Below are 18,097 nucleotides of genomic sequence, written 5' to 3'. Positions count from 1 at the left end.
ACTCGGCCGGAGTGCCGTAGCCCCACAGCCCGCGGATGGCCGCCACCGCAGACTTCCGCAAGCCTAGGCCACGTTGCTGCCGGCATGGAGAGAGCCGGAGGAGGACCCCACATCGCGCGCCTGTCCCTGATGGGCCGCGGTCCGTCGTCCCCGGCCCCTCGGTAAGCCTCCTGGCTGCCGGGGGGCCTCATCGCGAAGGAGACCGTCCGCCGTGGACACGATCGACAAGAAGATCATCACCGAACTGACCCACAACGCCCGCATCTCACATGCCGTGTTGGCCAGTCGGGTCCTGCTGTCACGCAACGCGGTGCGCCAGCGCATCGAGCGGCTGGAACGGCAGGGGCACATCGCCGGCTACACCATCGTCCGCTCCACCGACGAGGCCGACAACGACGTCGTCTCCGCTCTGGTGCTCGTCTACCGACGAGACCGCATGCGCGGCGGCGACGTCTTGGCCGGGCTCAAACGCATCCCGGAGGTGGTCATCTGCGAGGTCCTCAGCGGCGACTTCGACATCATGTTGCGGCTCGAAGCGAGATCACTGGAACGCGTACGAGGCATCTGGGAAGACATTGCCCAGATGCCCGGCGTACGTGACACGGTTACGGCGCTGACCTTGTCCCGGGTTGTCAACCGCCCGTCAGGAGGGAGGAGTTTTGCGGCGTAGCGGTGAGCACCCCGGCCGCCTGTTCTCTCTCCAGCAGCCCGGACTGGACCGCGAGTACAGTGTGTCCGCTCCGGTCGCCAGGGCCTGCTTGGCGATCTGTGCTGCGGCCGCATAGCCGATGTGCGCGGTCAGAGCCGCACCGAGCCCACTGACCGCTCGAAGCCCAGGTGTTTAAGGGCGCGGTCGGCGATGACCTCGTCGGCGGTCATGTTCGTGCTGGTGACGGCGCCGCCGCGGTGGTGTCCGGCCCCGATGGCCTGGCAGGCCGCCATGATGGCCTGCGCGATGGCCGGTTCCAGCGCGCCGATCCTCCCCGTTGGCCAGGGCGGCTGCGTGCTTGACGGTGGCCGACGGCTCCTCGAGGACGGGACGCGCGGCCAGCGGGAGCTCACTTGGAAGTTCTCCAGCGCCCGAGCGGGTGCACCCCCCGGTAGGCGTCGACCGGGACCGGGATTTCGGCCAGGGAATCGACCCGGTTCGGAAGGCCGTCACTGCGCATGGCCCGAGTTGACGCAGACCACCTTCGGCTGAGTCATCTCCTCGAAGGCGAAACGCACGCCTTCACGGCCCATGCTGCCGTGTTTGAACCCGCCGAACGGCATCGCGTCGAACCGGTAGTCGGACGAGTCGTTGATCATCACGCCGCCTGCCTCCAGCAGCCTGGCCGCCGACAGAGCGCGGTCCAGGCGCGAGGTGAAGATGGCTGCGTGGAGGCTGTAGTTGATCGCGTTGGCCTGCTCGATGGCGTCCTCGAAGGACTCGAACGGCTGCAGAACGACGACCGGGGCGAACGCCTCCTCCCGCCAGATCGTGCAGCTGGTTGGAACGTCCTCCAGGACCGTCGGCGTATACATGGAGCCGTTCAGCTCGTTGCCGCACAGCAGCACCGCTCCCTCGGCAACCGCGGCGTCGACCTTCATCCGGGTGGCCAGCGCGGCCTGCCTGGTGATCATGGGGCCGACGTCCGTGCGCTCGTGCAGCGGGTCGCCCACGCGCAGCATCTTCGTACGGGCGACGACGGCGTCGCGGAAGGGCTCGTACACCTCGCGGGCGACGAGGATGCGCTGCGTTCCGATGCAGTTCTGGCCGGCGGCCCAGAAGGCGCCGGAGACGCACGACTCCACGGCGGCATCCAGTCCTGCGTCTTCCATGACGATCACTGGAGCGTTGCCGCCGAGATCCATGGCCAATTTCTTCAGCCCGGCGGTGCGGGCGATGGCCTCGCCGGTGGCGAATCCGCCGGTGAAGGACACCATCCGCACGTCGGGAGCGGTGACGATCGCGGCACCGATGTCGGCGCCGCCATTGACGACCGTGACGACCTCCTCAGGCAGACCGGCCTCGATGAGCGCGTCGACCAGGCGCAGCGCCGACAGCGGGGTCAGGGCTGACGGTTTCAGGATCACCGCGTTGCCGCCGGCGATGGCCGGGCCGAGCTTGTGAGCGACAAGATTGAGGGGATCGTTGAACGGCGTGATCGCCGCGATGATGCCCAGGGGCTCGCGGGTGAACCAGCCCTGCCGCTTCTCGGAGCCCTCGTAGGCGTCGAAGGGCACGATCTCACCAGCGTTGCGCCGTGCCTCGGCGGCGGACAGCGACAGCGTGTTGACCGCCCGAGCGACCTCTTTGCGGGCCTGGGTGATGGTCTTGCCGGCCTCGCTGACGATCAGACGCGTGAAGGACTTGGCGCGCTGCTCGACCAGCCGGGCGGCCCGGTCCAGGACGGCAGCTCGGGTGGCGCGCGACAGCGACGCCGCGATAAGGCGGCCGCAGCGGGCCCGCTGGAGGACGGTGCCGATGGCGCCGGCGTCCACGGTGCAGACCGAGCCGATGACCTCGCCGGTGTAGGGGTTGTCCACTTCTGCCGTGCCGGCGCCCAACTGGAAACGGGGGTTCACAGCAGTCTCAGCCACGGTGGTTCTCCTGACGAACGCGGTGCGCGGGGGCAGCGTCGTCGGCCGCGCCCTGGCTCTGGTGGGTGGCGATGATGTCCGACAGCAGGGCATAGGCGGTCTCCATCCGGCCCGCGCCCGGTCCGGACACCGTGACGGTGCCGAGCGTGTCGGTGTGGAAGGCGACCGCGTTGAGCGGTCCGCAGATTCCGGCTAGCGAGTGGTGGGCAGGCAATGCCTGGAGGGCCACTCGGGCGTCGACGCTGCCGTCCGCCCGGCGCGTGGCCGAGCCGACCAGCTTCCAGCGCAACCCCTTCGACGCGGCGTCCTGCACATCCTGCGGCGTGAGCTCGGAGATGCCTTCGCGGAAGACGTCCTCGCGGCGCAGATCGGCGCCGAGGACCTCGTTGGCCAGAATCATGACCTTTAGCTGGACGTCGTAGCCCTCGATGTCGGCGGTCGGATCGGCCTCGGCGTATCCCAGATCCTGCGCTTCCGCGATGGCCGCCACCAGGTCGATGCCCTCTTCGAGGCGGCCGAGGACGTAGTTGGAGGTGCCGTTCATGATGCCCTCGACGCCGGTGATTTCCAGCCCGCCGAACATGTGCTGGGCGGTGCGCAGGACGGGGGTGCCGCTGAGCACCGACCCTTCGAATTCGAAGCTCACACCGCGCTCGGCGGCCAGGTTCTTCAGTGCCCGGCCAGCGAAGGCGATCGGACCCTTGTTGGTCGTGCACACGTGTTTGCCGGATTCCAGGGCCCAGCGGACGTGGGAGAGAGCAGGCTCGCCGTCGGCAGGGTCGGTGAACGTCGCCTCCACGACGATGTCGGCCGGGACCTCGCGGATTACCCACTCGTTGCGGGGATCGGCGCTGCCGCCGGTTATCCCGGCGAACGAGAGCTCGCCTGGTTCTGCCGCCAGCAGCCGGGCGAGGTCGATGCCGTTCGTGTCGACCAGGGAACCGGCCCGCAGATCGGTGATCGCGACGACGCGCAGGGCGAAACCCAGCTCCTCGGAAAGGCGATCCCCACGCTCGGATATCAGCTCCGCCAGCGCACGGTTGACACCCCCGAATCCGATCAGGGCGAGGTCGTATCGGCCCATGTGATGGCCCTACTTTCTTGGTCGTGGGTTTGAACTGGTCATTCGTAAGATCGGTGGACCCAGGGGTTCCGGGTATGGCTGTCATGTGTGCGCCGTCAGATGGCTGAAGGAGCTTGGCCGCCCGGAGCCCCGCGACGACTCGACCGCCAATTGGGAGATGCGACTCGATCGCTGTGTAGGGCAACGTCGGCGAGGTCGTCTGCCGGGCTCCTTCGCAGTCCGCCGCAGCCTCTACGTTGCGGCTGATCAGAGCCTGGCTGACCGGACTGTCACCGGCCGCATGCCGCAATGACCACGCGGCATGCCGAACTGCACTGTCATGACGGCGAATCGCCTCACCGGCCGCTCAGCGAGCCGTGAGTGCCTCGTCTGCCAAGCCCAGGGCCGTCGGAAGACGGCGCGCCCCTGGTGCGTAAGCCGCACGACCGGGAAGCCCTCGGCAGAACGGGCCAGAACTCCTCCAAGCACGGTGGAATAAGGCCGCGCCCACCCCCCGCCCGCCAGGTACGCGCGCCGCTCGGGTCACCGTGCCGCTGCCCAGTGCGGCGGGGCGTGTTCCGACGAGGCGCTGGCGGTAGCCGCCGTCCACACCAATGGGACTCGGCCATCGCCCGCCTGCTCGACCAGGTTGCCGCTGCCCACCCGAACCTGCGCAAGGCTGCCGGCTGCGGTGACGGCGCCGGTCAGCAGCCCGAGCATGTCGATCGGTGCCCGGTAAGCCGGCGCGGACCCTGGTGGAGGTCTTTACCGGGCAGACAGCACCGGTGCGACCCACGCCCAGCGAGCATCGGGCCGATCACCTGGACGAGCGAACGCTCGGCCATGACCTTGGCTTACCGCGGGCAACTCCGCCCTCTTGTGCACCGTGGGATGAGACAGGCGCAGGCTGCCTCCCGCCGCAGCCGTCTCCCCCGTCCGACGCTGAAGAATCCACCGCACCGACGGCCTCACCAATAGCCTCCCTGCGCCTAAGACACAGGAAATCGGTCCAGAACGGCGGTGTAGCCGGACAGCGCCCAGCAACGGAGTTCCCAGGATTCATTGGGAATGCTGACCGATTCTGTGTAAAAAGATTAACTGGACCTTATGAATCCGCTCAGTGACCATTTGGTGTCCCCCTTTTCCACACAGATAAGGCCGCCCCGATGTCCGAACGCGGCTTCCTGCTCCTTCATGGCTGGCAGAATCGCCGCCCTGCCGCCCACTGGCAGCACTGGCTGGCCGACCGCCTCAGCCACGACGGTGAGCTGGTTGCGTATCCTCAACTCCCCGACCCTGATCACCCTTCACTCGACCGCTGGCTCCAGGAACTTCACACCCAACTCAACGCGCTCGACACCGAGCAGCGCATCGTCGTCTGCCACAGTCTTGCGTGTCTGCTCTGGATGCATGCTGCGGCCCGCGGTGCTATCGCCGTCCCGATCGACCGGGTCCTCATGATCGCCCCCCCATCACCGGCCGTCCTTACGCGATACGAGGACCTGGCCGCCTTCGCTCTGCCATCCACACTGACGGGAGACCATCTAGCAGCCACCGCTGCGGACACCCGGATCGTCGCCTCGGACAATGACCCGTATTGTCCCGAAGGCGCCGCGACCGCCTACGCCGAACGATTCGATCTACCCATCGACATCCTTCCCGGTGCCGGGCACCTCGATCTGAACGCGGGATACGGCCCCTGGCCGTCACTACTCAGGTGGTGCCGAGCCGCGACCCCCGGGAAAATCGCCCCCGGCCCCGCTCATCTTGAGTTCCAGTAGTCGTCGCAACGCCCGACCTCCGGGGGTGCGATGGCCTTCAGGATCCGTAATCGCCGCTTTTCGTAGCGACGCAAGAAGCTGGTGGGTGAGCGGGAGGAATACTTCCGGCTCATGGATCAAGGTGTGAGCAGTCGGGAGGCATGCCGGATTTTCGGCATCAACCGGCGCACCGGCAAGCGATGGCGCAACGGCACCAACCAACGAAAACGAGACCCGCTCAGCCCGCACGCAGAGTGCGGGCGCTCGTTTCCGCGTCTCGGCAGGTGTGGGCAAAGGTGCCCGTGCGGAGGATCGCTGCGGACCTGGAGCGCAGTCCGTCGACGATCAGCCGGGAGATACGCAGCAACCGGCACCCGACCAACGGCCAGTACCGGCCGCACGCCGCAGAGGCCCCGTGCCGAGTCACGCCGGCCCCGCCCCAAGCCTGTGAAGATCGCTCAGAACGCGGAGTTGCTGGAGTCACAGGAACGCCTGGGCAAACGCTGCACCGAAGCCCGAGACTTAAATGGACAGGTTATCTAATGAACATCGCTCGGAAACATTTGCTAGACCTCTGGAATGGTTTTCTGGATCGTGGTCTGTGGTTCCACTCCCGCCCCGGAATCCGAGGCCGTCATGATCCCTCATCCGCTGCAGGCAGCCGCAGCACCCACACCACACCGCTCCGCGGTGATCCCGGAGCTCACTGGGCTGCTGCCCGACCGGCGATTCGCGCTCCATTTGCCCGCAATCGCCGAGTCAGTTGGGCACGTTCGGCGTCGCCTGCGGGCCTGCCTGGGTGTATGGGGACTGCCTCATGAACTACAGGATGACGTGCTGATGATCACATCTGAGCTGGTCACCAACGCGATCCTCCACGCACTGCCCCCCACCGCCCTGCGTGTCTGCTTCCCGGCGCCGTCGAACGCCATCCGCATCGAAGTGAGGGACGGCGGTTGCCGGACCGTCCTGCCAGAGCCCGCCGGCGAGGATGAACATGGCCGTGGACTCTGCATCGTCTCTGCCCTGGCAGCCAGGCACGGCGCCGTCGTTCACGAGAGTGGAGCCACGCATTGGGCCGAGCTTGACCCGGATCCCTGGTCATGGGGCGAGGACATTGACAATAGAGGTGCGTCCGGTTCCGTGTAGTTGCCGCGGACCGCGGCTCGGCGGCAACTCCGCGACACAGATGCTTCTCCGGCCGCGTCCGTCCGAACCCACGGTAGTGGTGCACTCTGCGGCACGCCTTAGATCCGGCACTCTCATCCACCGTGAAGGACTCCGTCGTCCAGAGGGTGGCCCCCCCCCACCACTTCACCGACACGGTGGCCAAGCTCGGTGTGCTGAGCGTTTCGTGAGGACCTTGCTGAAATTTCCTTCCACTCAGCCCGCCCGCTCTGTACCACCGCCCGAAGGATCGCGCGGCTCAGCCGCAGAAGTCTGAGGTGATCACGTGAGGCCTACCTGCCTCTTGCTCGACCTGGACGGCACCCTGGTGGACTCAGCTCCGGGGATCACCGACAGCGTCGCTGCGGCACTGCGCACGGTCGGGGCTGAGGTTCCCGACGAGGCCAGGTTGCGCAGCCTCATCGGCCCTCCTATGCGCGACTCCCTGCTGCATGTCCTCGGTCTGGACCAAGCGGCCGCTCGGCGCACCTTGGAGGCGTACCGAGCGCACTATGCCGCGCACGGTGCCTTCAATAGCAGCCTGTACGAGGGAATCCCCGAGATGCTTGCCGAACTCGACCGCGCGGATGTGCCGATGGGCGTGGCGACCTCCAAGGTCGAGGACCAGGCGGAGCGGATCATCCGGCACTACGGCCTCGACAGCCATGTTGCGGCCGTATGCGGCATCTCGGACCAGGAAGGCCGCTCCACCAAGCGGCACGTGATCCGAGAGTGCCTGATCAGGATGCGAAGGTGCGGCATCGACGTCACGAGGCCCCTCATGGTCGGCGACCGGGCCCACGACGTCACGAGTGCCGCCGCTGAGGGGCTCCCGACCGTCCACGTGCTGTGGGGCTACGGCGGTGAGGCCGAGTCGGCGGGCTCTCTTACCTCCGTTGCTAAGCCGGCGGAACTCACAAACCTGCTGATCACGGGAGTGTAAAAGGTTCGGTGTAACTCCCGAATTTCACATGAAGCCGGACGATGCTCATTCAAGGAGAAAGCGAAGACGTGGCAGCACATAAGAGGCGCACCTTCCTCGGCCTTGCCGGTTCTGCGGCGGCGGGCGTGGCGGTGTACGGAGGAGTCGATCTACTGGCGGGCAAGGCATCGGAGGCGGATGCCTCGGAGACTGCCGCTTCGGCACGGTTGACCGGTGGTACGGCGATGGCACTCGATGGGGCGTCGCATCCAGAGGTCACCGAACTCAAGCCGTTCAGGGACAGGTTGCGGATTCCGCCAACGTTGAGGCCAGCCCGGAGCGGAGTGACGGAAGTCCGGCTCGTCGAGAAGAGGGTCCGGCTGCACTCCATGCTTCCCGAGACTCGGATGTGGACGTATGAGGGGTACTTCCCCGGTCCGACGATCGAGGCTCGCCGCGGCCAGAAGTTCCGCGTCGCCTGGAAGAACGAACTCACGGGAACCCACCCCGTCAAGGGAGCCTGGGTTGAAGCCGAGGGGGGGATTCCCGACCTGGAGCTGATCAACACACCCGGAACGAAGGGGGCGACGGTCCGGCCCGAGGTCGCAGCACTGACCCCGTGGACCACCGTCCACGTGCACGGCGGTCACCAGCACTCCATATCCGACGGCATGGCGGATGGCGGCGTCACACCGGGGGATGCGCAGCTGGCCGAGTACGCCAACGACATGGCGGCGGCGCACAGCTTTTATCATGACCACGCCATGCCGATCACGGCGCTGAATGTACAGGCAGGGCTGGCTGGCAGCTACGTCGTTCGCGACCAGGCCGAGGACCGACTCGATCTGCCGCGTGGTCGCTACGAGATCCCCTTGATGCTCTCTGACATCAACTTTGACACCGACGACGAAGGTCGGCTTAACGGGCAGGTGCTCGTCAAGCGCGTACAGTTGAGTCCCAGCGTCCCTGGCGTGATCCCCGAGGCCGTGCAGTTCATGGGCCCATACACGATGGTCAACGGCGTCGTGTGGCCGTACCTGGATGTGGACGCCACGGCCTACCGGTTCCGATTGGTGAATGCCTCCAATGCGCGGTCCTACGAATTGACTGTGGTGGACGAGACGACCGGTAAGTCCGTAAAGGGCGTCATGAACGTAATCGGAACCGACGCGGGCCTCCTCGACGAGCCTGCGATCATTGACGAGACCCTTCCGATCAGCCCGGGCGAACGCGTCGACCTCGTGATCGACTTCGCGGATTTCCCGGGCAAGCGGCTTCGGCTCGTCAACACCGTTCCGGGCGTCCCCGCCGGTACCCCCGTGCCACCCGCGGCGATGCCGCACCCGGAGGTCATGCAGTTCCGCGTGGCCCGGAGCAGGAAGTCCGACTACCGGTTGCCCAAGCGGTTGTCCCCTGACTTCAGGCACCTCACCGCGGCCGATATACCCGACAGCGCTGTCGAGCGGTTCGTCATGCTCGCCATCGGCGCCAACGGCATGCCGACGCTCATGGAGCTCCAGGAAACCCGTCCGGACGCCCCCTCCGGCAGAGGGATCGTGCAGCTTGCCCTGCCCGGTGGGACGCGAACGTTCCGCACAGTGGGCAGGAACTTCGAAGACACCACAACCTTCTTCGCGGCTACGGAAAGCTGGGAGAAGTGGACGTTCTTCAACGTCGCACCTGTCCAGCAGCCGATCCCACATCCATTGCACATCCACCTGATGACATTCCAACTCCTCGAGCGTCGTGCAGTCGACGGCAGCACCTACGACCAGGCGGGCGAGAGGACCACGGCCCCGATCGCTATCAAAGGCACGATCCCGATCGCCCCGGGCGAGTCAGGTTGGAAGGACACCGTCAACGTACCAGCCAACTCTATTGTGACGATTGGCGGCAGATTCGGACGCCAGACCGGCAGATTCATGTATCACTGTCACATTTTCGATCATGAAGACGAAGGCATGATGCGGCCCCTTGTCCTCATGCCACCCAAGGTGCTGACCGTGCACAACATGATGATGGCAATGATGAGCGGCAAGAAGCCGGCGGGGTCCGGTTCGGGTGATACGTCGTCAATGGACCACAAAATGGGCGACATGCCGGGAATGGGTCACGATATGGGCGCTATGCAGGGGATGTAAATCAGGCTACAGCGCCGCTGCGGCACTAAGTCTTTGCCGGTAACGGATCACGACGTTCTGTGATTGCTCAGATGCTGCGGTCGTACTCAAGTTGGAGCAGGACGAGGGCTGCTGCGGCGATCTTGGTGTTGCGGCTGGGGTCTAACCCCGCGCTTTCATGAGCGGGCTCGTCCATGCCTTGATCGAATAAGCGGAGAGTTCTCCTGACCTGCAACGATGGGACTTGTCTAGGGTCCTGTTGGCTGCACGGAAAGAAGCACTCTCCAGGTGAGCAAGCGTATCGGGTTGTACCCGCGTGTCCGCGTCGAGGGCGGCAGCGGGGCGGTCTCCCAGGCCGGGTCGGTGCTGCTGATCGAGACGGTCCGCAAGTCCGGCCTGGACACCGCGGTATCGGCGGCACTGGCGCCGTGGCGCAAGCCGCGGGCAGTGCACGACCCGGGCAAGGTCCTGCTGGATGTCGCGCTCGCGACGGCTCCGGGCGGGGACTGCCTCGCCGATGTCGCCATGCTGCGGGCCGAGTCCCATGTGTTCGGCCCGGTGGCGTCCGACCCCACGGTCTCCCGGCTCATCGACGCCCTCGCCGCAGCAGGCCCGAAGGCTCTCACCGCGATCCGGTCGGCGCGGGCCGAAGTACGTTCACGCCTGGGAACTGGCCGGGGCGAACGGTCCGGCCGCCGACAGGCAGCTGATCGTGGACATCGACGGCGTGCTCGTCTTGCGCACTCCGACGAGCAGGACGGCACCGCGACCTGGAAGAAACCCTTCGGCCATCATCCGCTCGTCGCGTTCGTCGACCACGGCCAGGCCGGTTCCGGAGAGTCGGGGGCCGCCCTGCTGCGGCCCGGCAACGCCGGCTCCAACACCGCCTCCGACCACATCGAAGCGGCCCAACTCGCTCTGGCTCAAGTCGGTCCGGATCAGTGTCTGGCGGGACGGCATCATGGCGTTCCACCTGTCCCAGGTCAACGACGAAACGCCCGGTCTGGGCTTCGTGGCCGGCGGCGACTGGCCGCCGACATGTACACCCGCCCGATGGATCCGGACCAGCTGACCGAGTTCATCGAAACGGTGGCCGGGCAGATGGAAGAGCTCCGCGCAAGGCACCCCCGGCTCACCGCAGCCCGCGCCGAGTGTGCCACGCGGACCGATACGACGGCCCACTCCAAGGCCGCGTAATCCCGCCGGGCCAAAACCGCCCGATGCCTGCAGCTCCAGCGCCATGCTCGGCGGCTGCGCGAACGCCCAGCCCAGAGGCGTCGCCCGCGCCTCTGCCCCAGGGACTTTTCAGGGACTTTCAGCTCTGTCTGAGGGACTTCCGAGGGACTTTGCGCCGCCTAACGCGGCAAGTTCCCGAAAGACACGAAAGGGCCTCCGTCGCAGATCAGAGGCCCTTTCCAAGGTAAAGCCGCAGACAGCGGCAGACGAGTCGGGCTGTACGCCGGGTTCTGTTCCCCCGGGTCCTCGCGGACCCCGGGGCGACGGCCATCCATCTAGGGCCGGCGTTGCCGCCGGCCTCGTGCGGTCTACCCGCGGACTCGGGCGGGCAGCCCTCGAACGTCCGCGCAGAGTGCCTTTTACAGCACTCCTTTTGACCTTGCTCCGGGTGGGGTTTACCTAGCTGCCCAGGTCGCCCTGGGCACTGGTGGTCTCTTACACCACCGTTTCACCCTTACCGAGAGCCGGAGCTCTCGGCGGTCTGTTTTCTGTGGCACTTTCCCGCGGGTCACCCCGGGTGGCCGTTAGCCATCACCCTGCCCTGTGGAGCCCGGACGTTCCTCGGGAAGCCCCCTAGGGGGACTCCACGCGGCCGTCCGCCCGGCTCGTCTGCCGTGTCGACCATGTTACCGGGCGTGCGCCTCGCCTCGGTCCGCCCGGGGGTCCGGTCCGCGGCGCAGACGATGGCGGATGCGGACGGCGGTGCCTCCCCCGGGTTCACCCGGCCCCGGGCGTGCGCCCCGCCCCCGTCCCGAGGTCGCCGTCGCCAGGACCGAGCCCGCCAGGATCAGGGTGAAGGCCAAGGCGATCCCCGGCGTCAGCTCCTCGCCCAGGAACAGCGCTCCCGCCGCCACCGCCACCGCCGGGTTGACGTACGTGATGACCGTCGCCCGGGTCGGGCCCGTCTCCTTGATCAGTTCCAGGAAGGCCACGAAAGCGATCGCCGTGCAGATGACGCCCAGGGCCGCCAGTGCGGCCAGGACCGGGGCTGAGGGCATTTCAGCAGGCCACGTCGCTGCCGCCGCGGGGGCGTACACCAGCGCGGCCAGTGCCAGGCATGGGGCCGTGAGGTGGAGGGACGGGACGTCCTTCAGGTGGCGGGCTGCGATCAGGGGCGCCGTCGCGTAGCCCAGCACCGTCAGCAGCACCTCGGCCAGGGAGCGGGCGTCGCCGCCCGTCAGGTGCGGGACGGTCAGCACCGCCACGCCGGCCAGGCCCAGGGACAGGCCCGTCAGCCGCCGTGTCCCCAGCCTCTCCTCGTCGCCGAAGAAGCGGGCCAGGGCCACCCCGACGATCGGGACGCCCGCTATGAGGAGACCTGCCGTGGAGCTCGACAGGTGGCGTTCGGCGTCCGTGAGCGTGTACCAGGGGCCGATGATCTCTATGCACGCGAAGGCCAGCATGGGGCGCCAGTGTGTTCGTACCGTTCGGGGCAGGCCGCCCTGGCGCAGGGCGAAGGGGAGCAGGAGCACGGCGCCCAGGGCGCAGCGCGTGAACACCACCATGGACGGGGACAGGGAGGCGTCCACCGCCACCTTGATCAACAGGTAGGGGATGCCCCAGACCACTCCCACCAGGGAGAACAGGAACCAGCCGCGTGCAGTCATACGGCGAGTCTCGGACGGGTCAGCCCCTGCCGTCTTGAACGCTGTTGCGGTATGCCGCCGGGGTGACCCCCAGTACGCGACGGAACCAGCGGGTGAGGTGTGCCTGGTCCGCGAAGCCCACCAGGGCTGCCACCTCCGCCGGGCGCAGGCCGCAGTCCAGCAGGCCGCGGGCGCGGTTGACCCGGTACTGGGCCAGCCAGGCGTACGGCGGCACCCCCATCGTCGTGCGGAACGCGCGGAGGAGCTGGTAGCGGGACAGGCCCAGGTCGGTGGCGAGGGCGGACAGGGAGGGTGGGGAGAGGAGTTCGTCGGCGAGGCGGTCGCGGACCGTGTGGGCTATGTGGTCGGCGCCGGGGATCGCGTCCGTCGTCGGGCGAGCCGTCGAGTGGCGGCGGGCCAGTGCCGTGAGCAGCCACGGGAGGCGGGACTCGGCCTCCAGGGGGTCGGGGCAGGCGCTGAGTTCGGTGTGGGTGAGGCGGAGGGCGGCGGCGAGTTCGCCGTCGTCGAGCAGGGGCTCGCGGAAGTGCGGGAGGCCGCTGCCCTGGGTGCCGTCGGTGAGGAGGGACGGCTCGGCGTACAGGGCGCGGTAGGCGTAGCCGTCGGTGTCGTTGCCGGGGCCGCCGGTGTGCATCTCGCCGGGGGCCAGGACGACGATGGAGCCGGGGCCGGTGTGGATGTGGCCGCCGCGGTAGTCGATGAACTCGCAGCCGCCGACGCAGACGCCGATGGTGAACTCGTCATGCGCGTGCGGGGCGTAGACGTGCTTGTCGAAGCGGGCGGTGAGCAGGTCCAGCGGGGGCCCGCCGCGGCCCAGCCGTGCCCTGGTCCACAGGGCCTGTTCCCGTGCGCTCACCCGCACCCTCCTGTCGTTCTACGGGTGCAACGTCGGGAGGCCCCGATAAAGTCCGCCGTCAAAGTCCGCCGTCGCTGAGCGAGCAGGTCGGCGACGGGCCGCGCCGGCGATCACGCAGGCGCGAAGCTCACCTTCGCCGCTGCCGGGTCGGCCTGGGTGAGCCGGACTCGCAGCCGCTCCCCCAGCGGGAGGCGGTCGCCCTCGATCCGGCCGATGACCGCGGGGGACTCCAACTGCACGGTTCCGACGGACGGTTGACGCTCCTCGACTTCCACCACCCACCCGTCGAAGACCTCGCCGACCCGGTCCTGCAACAGCGCGGCCTCGACGATGTCCACGCAGGTGCGCTCGACGGCTCCCGCGCGCCGGCTGCCCTCGGCCATCTGCTTCGGCAGTGCGTCGAGCGCGGAGAGCACCCAGTCGGGCGGGGGCCGACCGGGTGCGGCGGCGAGGCAGAGCTCGGTGGCGTACCGGTCGGCGAGGCGGCGCAGCGGGGCCGTGCAGTGGGTGTAGGGGGCGGCGACGGCGGAGTGCGTGGTGATCTCGGGCAGCTTGCCGTCCCGGAAGACCGTGTAGCCGGCGCCGCGCAGCAGCGTCGTGCACTCCTGGAGGAAGGCCGCGTGCCGCGGGCGGTGCGGGTCGAGGGAGCGGACGAGTTCGGCGTACGAGACGTGGTGCGGCCAGTCGATGTGCAGGGCGAGGGCCGTGCGGCGGAGGCGGCCGACCGCGCCGTCCGGAGCGGCGGGGAGGGTACGGAGCACTCCGGTGCCGTTCGCGAGCATCAGGTCGGCAGCCGCCATCCCGGTGAGCAGGGAGATCTGGGCGTTCCAGCCGTCGGCGGGGTGCGGGGCGCGGAACGCCGGCTCGTACGCGTGATCCCGTTCGGCGATCTCCTGCTCGGGCACGTTCAGCGAGACGCCTCCCCGCTCGACCTCCAGCCGCTCCCGCAACTGCCCGATGGTTTTCAGAAGCGCGAGCGGTTCCTCCGCCGTGCCGTCGTCGATCTGCTTCTGTACGCCCGCGTAGTCGAGCCCGGCCCGGCTGCGGACGAGGGCCCGGCGGACGTCGACGGCGAGTGTACGGCCCTCCGTGTCGAGGTCGAGCGTCCACAGGGCGGCCGGGCGGACCTGGTCCGGGAGCAGGCTCGCGGCGCCCTCGCTCAGCACGGGTGGGTGCAGCGGGATCCTCTCGTCCGGGAAGTAGAGGGTGGTCACCCGCCGGTGGGCCTCCACGTCCAGCGGTCCGCCGGGTACCACGAAGGCGGCGACGTCGGCGATGGCGTACCGCACCCGGTAGCCGGTGCCCTGCCGGGACAGGTGCATCGCCTGGTCGAGGTCGGTGGAGCCGGGCGGGTCGATGGTGAAGAAGGGGATGCCGGTGGCGTCCTCGGAGGGGAGGGCGGGTGCCCTGGCGGCCTGCTCCGCCTCGGCGAGGACGTCGGCCGGAAAGCTCTCGGGCACACCGAGTTCGGCACGCAGCGTGGTGAGGGCGGCCCGGAGGGGGGCTTCGGGGGCGCCGGTCACGCGGATGTGGCGGCGGGGCATGTGTCGAGCGTAGGACCGGGGCGGGCCCGTGGCACGCCGTACGCTGTCGCGGAGTCCTAGAGAAGGAGAATCCGTGCTTGTCCTGCTGCCGCCCTCCGAAGGCAAGGCGTCCTCCGGTCGTGGCGCCCCGCTGAAGCTGGAGTCGCTGTCGCTGCCGGCGCTCGAAGGGGCCCGCGGTTCCGTGCTGGACGAGCTGGTCGAGCTGTGCGCCGGTGACGAGGACAAGGCGCGCGAGGTGCTCGGGCTGAGCGAGGGGCTGCGGGGCGAGGTCGCGAAGAACGCGGAGCTGCGCACGGCCGGGGCGCGGCCGGCCGGGGAGATCTACACCGGGGTGCTGTACGACGCACTCGGCCTGGCGACGCTGGACGCGGCCGCGAAGCGGCGGGCAGCCCGGTCGCTGCTCGTCTTCTCGGGGCTGTGGGGGGTGGTCCGTGTCACCGACCGGATTCCCTCCTACCGCTGCTCGATGGGCGTGAAGCTGCCCGGTCTGGGCGCGCTGGGCGCGTACTGGCGTACGGCGATGGCCGCGGCGCTGCCCGAGGCGGCCGGGGACGGGCTGGTGCTGGACCTGCGGTCCGCCGCGTACGCGGCCGCGTGGAAGCCGAAGGGCGAGGTCGCCGGGCGGACGGCGAGCGTGCGGGTGCTGCACGCGCCGACGCGGAAGGTCGTCAGCCACTTCAACAAGGCGACGAAGGGCCGCATCGTACGGAGTGTGCTGACGGCGGGTGCGGCGCTCTCGGGTCCGGCGGAGCTGGTGGAGGCGCTGCGGGACCTCGGGTACGTGGTGGAGGTGGAGGCTCCGGCCGGGGCGGGGAAGGCGTGGACGCTGGATGTGCTGGTGGACGAGGTCCACTGAGCGTTCACTGCGGCGGGTCATTGCAGCAGCGCATTGCATCATGCGCAACGGTCTTTGCGCATGATGCTCGCGCTGGGCACGATGGAGGCCATGGCCTCTCCCCTGCCCGGGTCCGTGCTGGACCTCGCACCCGTCGTGCCCGTCGTCGTGGTCGAGGACGCCGCCGATGCCGTACCGCTCGCCCGGGCCCTGGTCGCGGGCGGGCTGCGGGCGATCGAGGTGACCCTGCGGACGCAAGCGGCGCCGGCCGCGATCCGGGCGATCGCCGCGGGAGTCCCGGAGGCGGTGGTCGGAGCCGGGACCGTGATCACGCCGGATCAGGTGTCGGAGTCCGTGGCGGCGGGAGCGCGCTTTCTCGTGAGCCCCGGCTGGACGGGCGTACTGCTGGAGGCGATGCGGGCCTCCGGCGTGCCCTTCCTGCCGGGGGTTTCGACCGCCTCCGAAGTCGTGGCGCTCCTTGAGCACGGGGTGCGGGAGATGAAGTTCTTCCCGGCGCGGGCCGCGGGCGGCACGGCGTACCTGAAGTCGCTCGCCGGGCCTTTCCCTCAGGCGCGGTTCTGCCCGACCGGGGGAATCGGCCCGGCCGACGCGGCGGAGTACCTGGCGCTCCCCAACGTCGGCTGTGTGGGCGGGACCTGGATGCTCCCGGCGGACGCGATCGCAGCGCGGGACTGGGCCCGCGTCGAGAGGCTGGCCCGGGACGCGGCGGGGCTCAGGGACGCAGGTGTGACGTGTCGTTGAAGAGCCGGACGCTCGCGTTTCCGTCCGCGTAGTAGGCCACCGCCGACAGGGAGGCCGCCGAGAGTTCCATGCGGAACAGGGACTCGGGCGGGGCTCCGAGGGCGAGCCGTACGAACGTCTTGATGGGGGTGACGTGCGAGACGAGCAGAACCGTGCGGCCCGCGTAGGCCGCGACCAGCTTGTCGCGGGTGGCGGCGATGCGGGTGGCGGTCGCCGCGAAGCTCTCGCCGCCGCCGGTCGGTTCGGCGTCCGGGTCGGCCAGCCAGGCGTTCAGGTCGTCCGCGTGGCGCTCGCGCACCTCCCCGAAGGTGAGCCCCTCCCAGGCACCGAAGTCGGTCTCGCGCAGGCCGTCGTCGATGCTCACGTCGAGGCCGAGCCGGGCGGCGACCGCCCCTGCGGTCTCCCGGGTCCGGGCGAGCGGCGAGGAGACGATGGCCTGGATGGTGCCGCGCCGGGCGAGCGCCGCCGCGACCCGCTCGGCCTGTTCCCTTCCGACGTCGGAGAGGGAGGGGTCGGTGCCGCCGCTGCCGGAGAACCGCTTCTGTGGCGTCAGCGGGGTCTCACCGTGCCGGAGCAGTACGAAGGTGGCTGGCGCCCCGAGATCCGCCGGAGCCCAGCCGGCACTGGGCGCGGCCACGGCCCGCGCGGCCCGCACATCCGCCTCGGTCTTGGCGGCCTTGCCGGCAGTGGCGGCGGAAGGAGGGCCGGCCACCGAACCGGCAGGCCCCGCAGGGGAAGCCACGTCCGACTCAGCCACCAGCCTCGCAGAGGAAGCCGTGTCCGGCGCGGCCACAGGCCCCGCAGGGGAAGCCGCGTCCGACTCAGCCACCAGCCCCCCACGGGAAGCCGCGTCCGACTCAGCCACCAGCCCCCCACGGGAAGCCAGCTCAGCCACAGGCGCCGCAGGGGAAGCCACGTCCGACTCGGTCGCCAGCCCCCCACGGGAAGCCACGTCCGGCTCAGCCGCCAGCCCTGGAGAAGGGGCCGCATCCGGCTCGGCCACAGGCCTCGCAGCGGGAGCGGCCTCCGGCGGCGCCGCGGGCCCCGGCCCGGCCGCCGTGCCCCGGCCGTCGGCCAGCGCCGCGCGCGCCCGTGCCGCGCCCGCGGCCGCGTCTCCGGGCGGCCCGGCCGGCTCGGGAGGCGCGGACACGGCGGCCCTCGCGGCGGACTTCGCGGCCGCCGCGTCCAGTTCGGCCGTGGACGTCGCCGCCGACCACTGCTCCCCCCGCTTGCCCGCGTCCATCGCCTCGTTGGCCAAGCGGTCCGCGTGTTTGTTCTGCTCGCGGGGGATCCACTCGTACGTCACCTGCGTCGGCGGATACACCCGGCTCGCCTCCGTCGCCAGGGGCTTCATGCCGGGATGTTTGATCTTCCAGCGGCCCGACATCTGCTCGATGACGAGCTTGGAGTCCATGCGGACGTGGACCTTGGCGGAAGGATCCAGCTCACGGGCGGCGCGCAGGCCGGCCAGCAGGCCCCGGTACTCGGCCACGTTGTTCGTGGCGATCCCGATGTACTCCGCCGCCTCGACGAGGGTCTCCCCCGTCGCCGCGTCGAGCACCACAGCTCCGTAGCCCGCGGGTCCCGGGTTGCCCCGCGACCCGCCGTCGGCCTCGACGATGAACTCCCGCACGCCGTGAGCCCC

Annotated in this window: 14 protein-coding genes, 1 other RNA gene and 2 pseudogenes; 9 read left to right on the top strand and 8 right to left on the bottom strand. The window is 69.2% G+C overall.

What is annotated here, in order from left to right; all coding sequences use genetic code 11:
* Nucleotides 1–211: 211 nt before the first annotated feature.
* The gene (locus ACZ562_RS32200) at nt 212–670 is read left to right on the top strand and encodes an Lrp/AsnC family transcriptional regulator (RefSeq protein ID WP_471186388.1); all 459 of its coding nucleotides are present in this window, start codon (nt 212–214) and stop codon (nt 668–670) included.
* 128 nt (nt 671–798) lie between these two features.
* On the opposite strand, the gene ACZ562_RS32195 is transcribed toward ACZ562_RS32200, so the two are convergent.
* From ACZ562_RS32195 to ACZ562_RS32185, 3 genes are all read right to left on the bottom strand, one after another.
* Nucleotides 799–942 (bottom strand): hypothetical protein, encoded by a 144-nt coding sequence (locus ACZ562_RS32195; RefSeq protein WP_471186385.1) that lies wholly within the window; start codon nt 940–942, stop codon nt 799–801.
* Between the two features lie 216 nt (nt 943–1,158).
* Complete coding sequence (locus ACZ562_RS32190) at nt 1,159–2,583, bottom strand: aldehyde dehydrogenase family protein (protein WP_471186382.1); 1,425 nt, start codon at nt 2,581–2,583, stop codon at nt 1,159–1,161.
* The gene (locus ACZ562_RS32185) at nt 2,576–3,667 is read right to left on the bottom strand and encodes a homoserine dehydrogenase (RefSeq protein ID WP_471186379.1); all 1,092 of its coding nucleotides are present in this window, start codon (nt 3,665–3,667) and stop codon (nt 2,576–2,578) included. Before ACZ562_RS32185 ends, ACZ562_RS32190 begins: the two co-directional genes overlap by 8 nt.
* A gap of 1,145 nt (nt 3,668–4,812) precedes the next feature.
* Here ACZ562_RS32185 and ACZ562_RS32180 point away from each other — a divergent pair.
* From ACZ562_RS32180 to ACZ562_RS32155, 6 genes and pseudogenes are all read left to right on the top strand, one after another.
* Nucleotides 4,813–5,427, top strand: coding sequence for an RBBP9/YdeN family alpha/beta hydrolase (locus tag ACZ562_RS32180; RefSeq protein WP_471186376.1), 615 nt, complete (start codon nt 4,813–4,815; stop codon nt 5,425–5,427).
* A gap of 78 nt (nt 5,428–5,505) precedes the next feature.
* Nucleotides 5,506–5,910, top strand: a pseudogene (locus ACZ562_RS32175) (helix-turn-helix domain-containing protein); the annotation flags it as partial.
* Nucleotides 5,911–5,985: 75 nt separating this feature from the next.
* Nucleotides 5,986–6,555: an ATP-binding protein gene (locus tag ACZ562_RS32170; protein WP_471186373.1), complete on the top strand. Its 570-nt coding sequence runs from the start codon at nt 5,986–5,988 to the stop codon at nt 6,553–6,555.
* A gap of 304 nt (nt 6,556–6,859) precedes the next feature.
* Nucleotides 6,860–7,516, top strand: coding sequence for an HAD hydrolase-like protein (locus tag ACZ562_RS32165; protein ID WP_471186370.1), 657 nt, complete (start codon nt 6,860–6,862; stop codon nt 7,514–7,516).
* A 68-nt stretch (nt 7,517–7,584) separates the two neighbouring features.
* A complete protein-coding gene (locus ACZ562_RS32160) occupies nt 7,585–9,636 on the top strand; it encodes a multicopper oxidase family protein (RefSeq protein WP_471186367.1) in 2,052 nt (683 codons plus the stop codon).
* A 267-nt stretch (nt 9,637–9,903) separates the two neighbouring features.
* Nucleotides 9,904–10,572, top strand: a pseudogene (locus tag ACZ562_RS32155) (transposase); the annotation flags it as partial.
* Between the two features lie 482 nt (nt 10,573–11,054).
* Here the strand turns inward: ACZ562_RS32155 and rnpB are convergent.
* From rnpB to ACZ562_RS32135, 4 genes are all read right to left on the bottom strand, one after another.
* Nucleotides 11,055–11,459: RNase P RNA component class A (rnpB, locus tag ACZ562_RS32150), an RNA gene on the bottom strand.
* An 18-nt stretch (nt 11,460–11,477) separates the two neighbouring features.
* Nucleotides 11,478–12,458, bottom strand: a complete 981-nt coding sequence (locus ACZ562_RS32145) for a DMT family transporter (protein ID WP_471186365.1) — start codon at nt 12,456–12,458, stop codon at nt 11,478–11,480.
* 19 nt (nt 12,459–12,477) lie between these two features.
* Complete coding sequence (locus tag ACZ562_RS32140) at nt 12,478–13,311, bottom strand: AraC family transcriptional regulator (RefSeq protein WP_471186362.1); 834 nt, start codon at nt 13,309–13,311, stop codon at nt 12,478–12,480.
* A gap of 110 nt (nt 13,312–13,421) precedes the next feature.
* Nucleotides 13,422–14,855, bottom strand: coding sequence for an RNB domain-containing ribonuclease (locus tag ACZ562_RS32135; RefSeq protein ID WP_471186360.1), 1,434 nt, complete (start codon nt 14,853–14,855; stop codon nt 13,422–13,424).
* Nucleotides 14,856–14,928: 73 nt separating this feature from the next.
* On the opposite strand from ACZ562_RS32135, the gene yaaA reads away from it, so the two are divergent.
* Nucleotides 14,929–15,711 (top strand): peroxide stress protein YaaA, encoded by a 783-nt coding sequence (gene yaaA, locus ACZ562_RS32130; RefSeq protein WP_471186357.1) that lies wholly within the window; start codon nt 14,929–14,931, stop codon nt 15,709–15,711.
* A gap of 90 nt (nt 15,712–15,801) precedes the next feature.
* Nucleotides 15,802–16,452, top strand: a complete 651-nt coding sequence (gene eda, locus ACZ562_RS32125) for a bifunctional 4-hydroxy-2-oxoglutarate aldolase/2-dehydro-3-deoxy-phosphogluconate aldolase (protein ID WP_471186429.1) — start codon at nt 15,802–15,804, stop codon at nt 16,450–16,452.
* Here the strand turns inward: eda and ACZ562_RS32120 are convergent.
* Entirely contained in the window at nt 16,424–18,085 is a 1,662-nt protein-coding gene (locus ACZ562_RS32120) for a bifunctional RNase H/acid phosphatase (RefSeq protein WP_471186354.1), read from the bottom strand. The genes eda and ACZ562_RS32120 overlap by 29 nt on opposite strands.
* Nucleotides 18,086–18,097 lie beyond the last annotated feature (12 nt).

It is taken from the genome of Streptomyces sp. NPDC040410 (assembly GCF_055595715.1).
The sequence above is the reverse complement of the archived record's forward strand: the minus strand, read 5'-3'. Positions and strand labels throughout refer to the sequence as shown.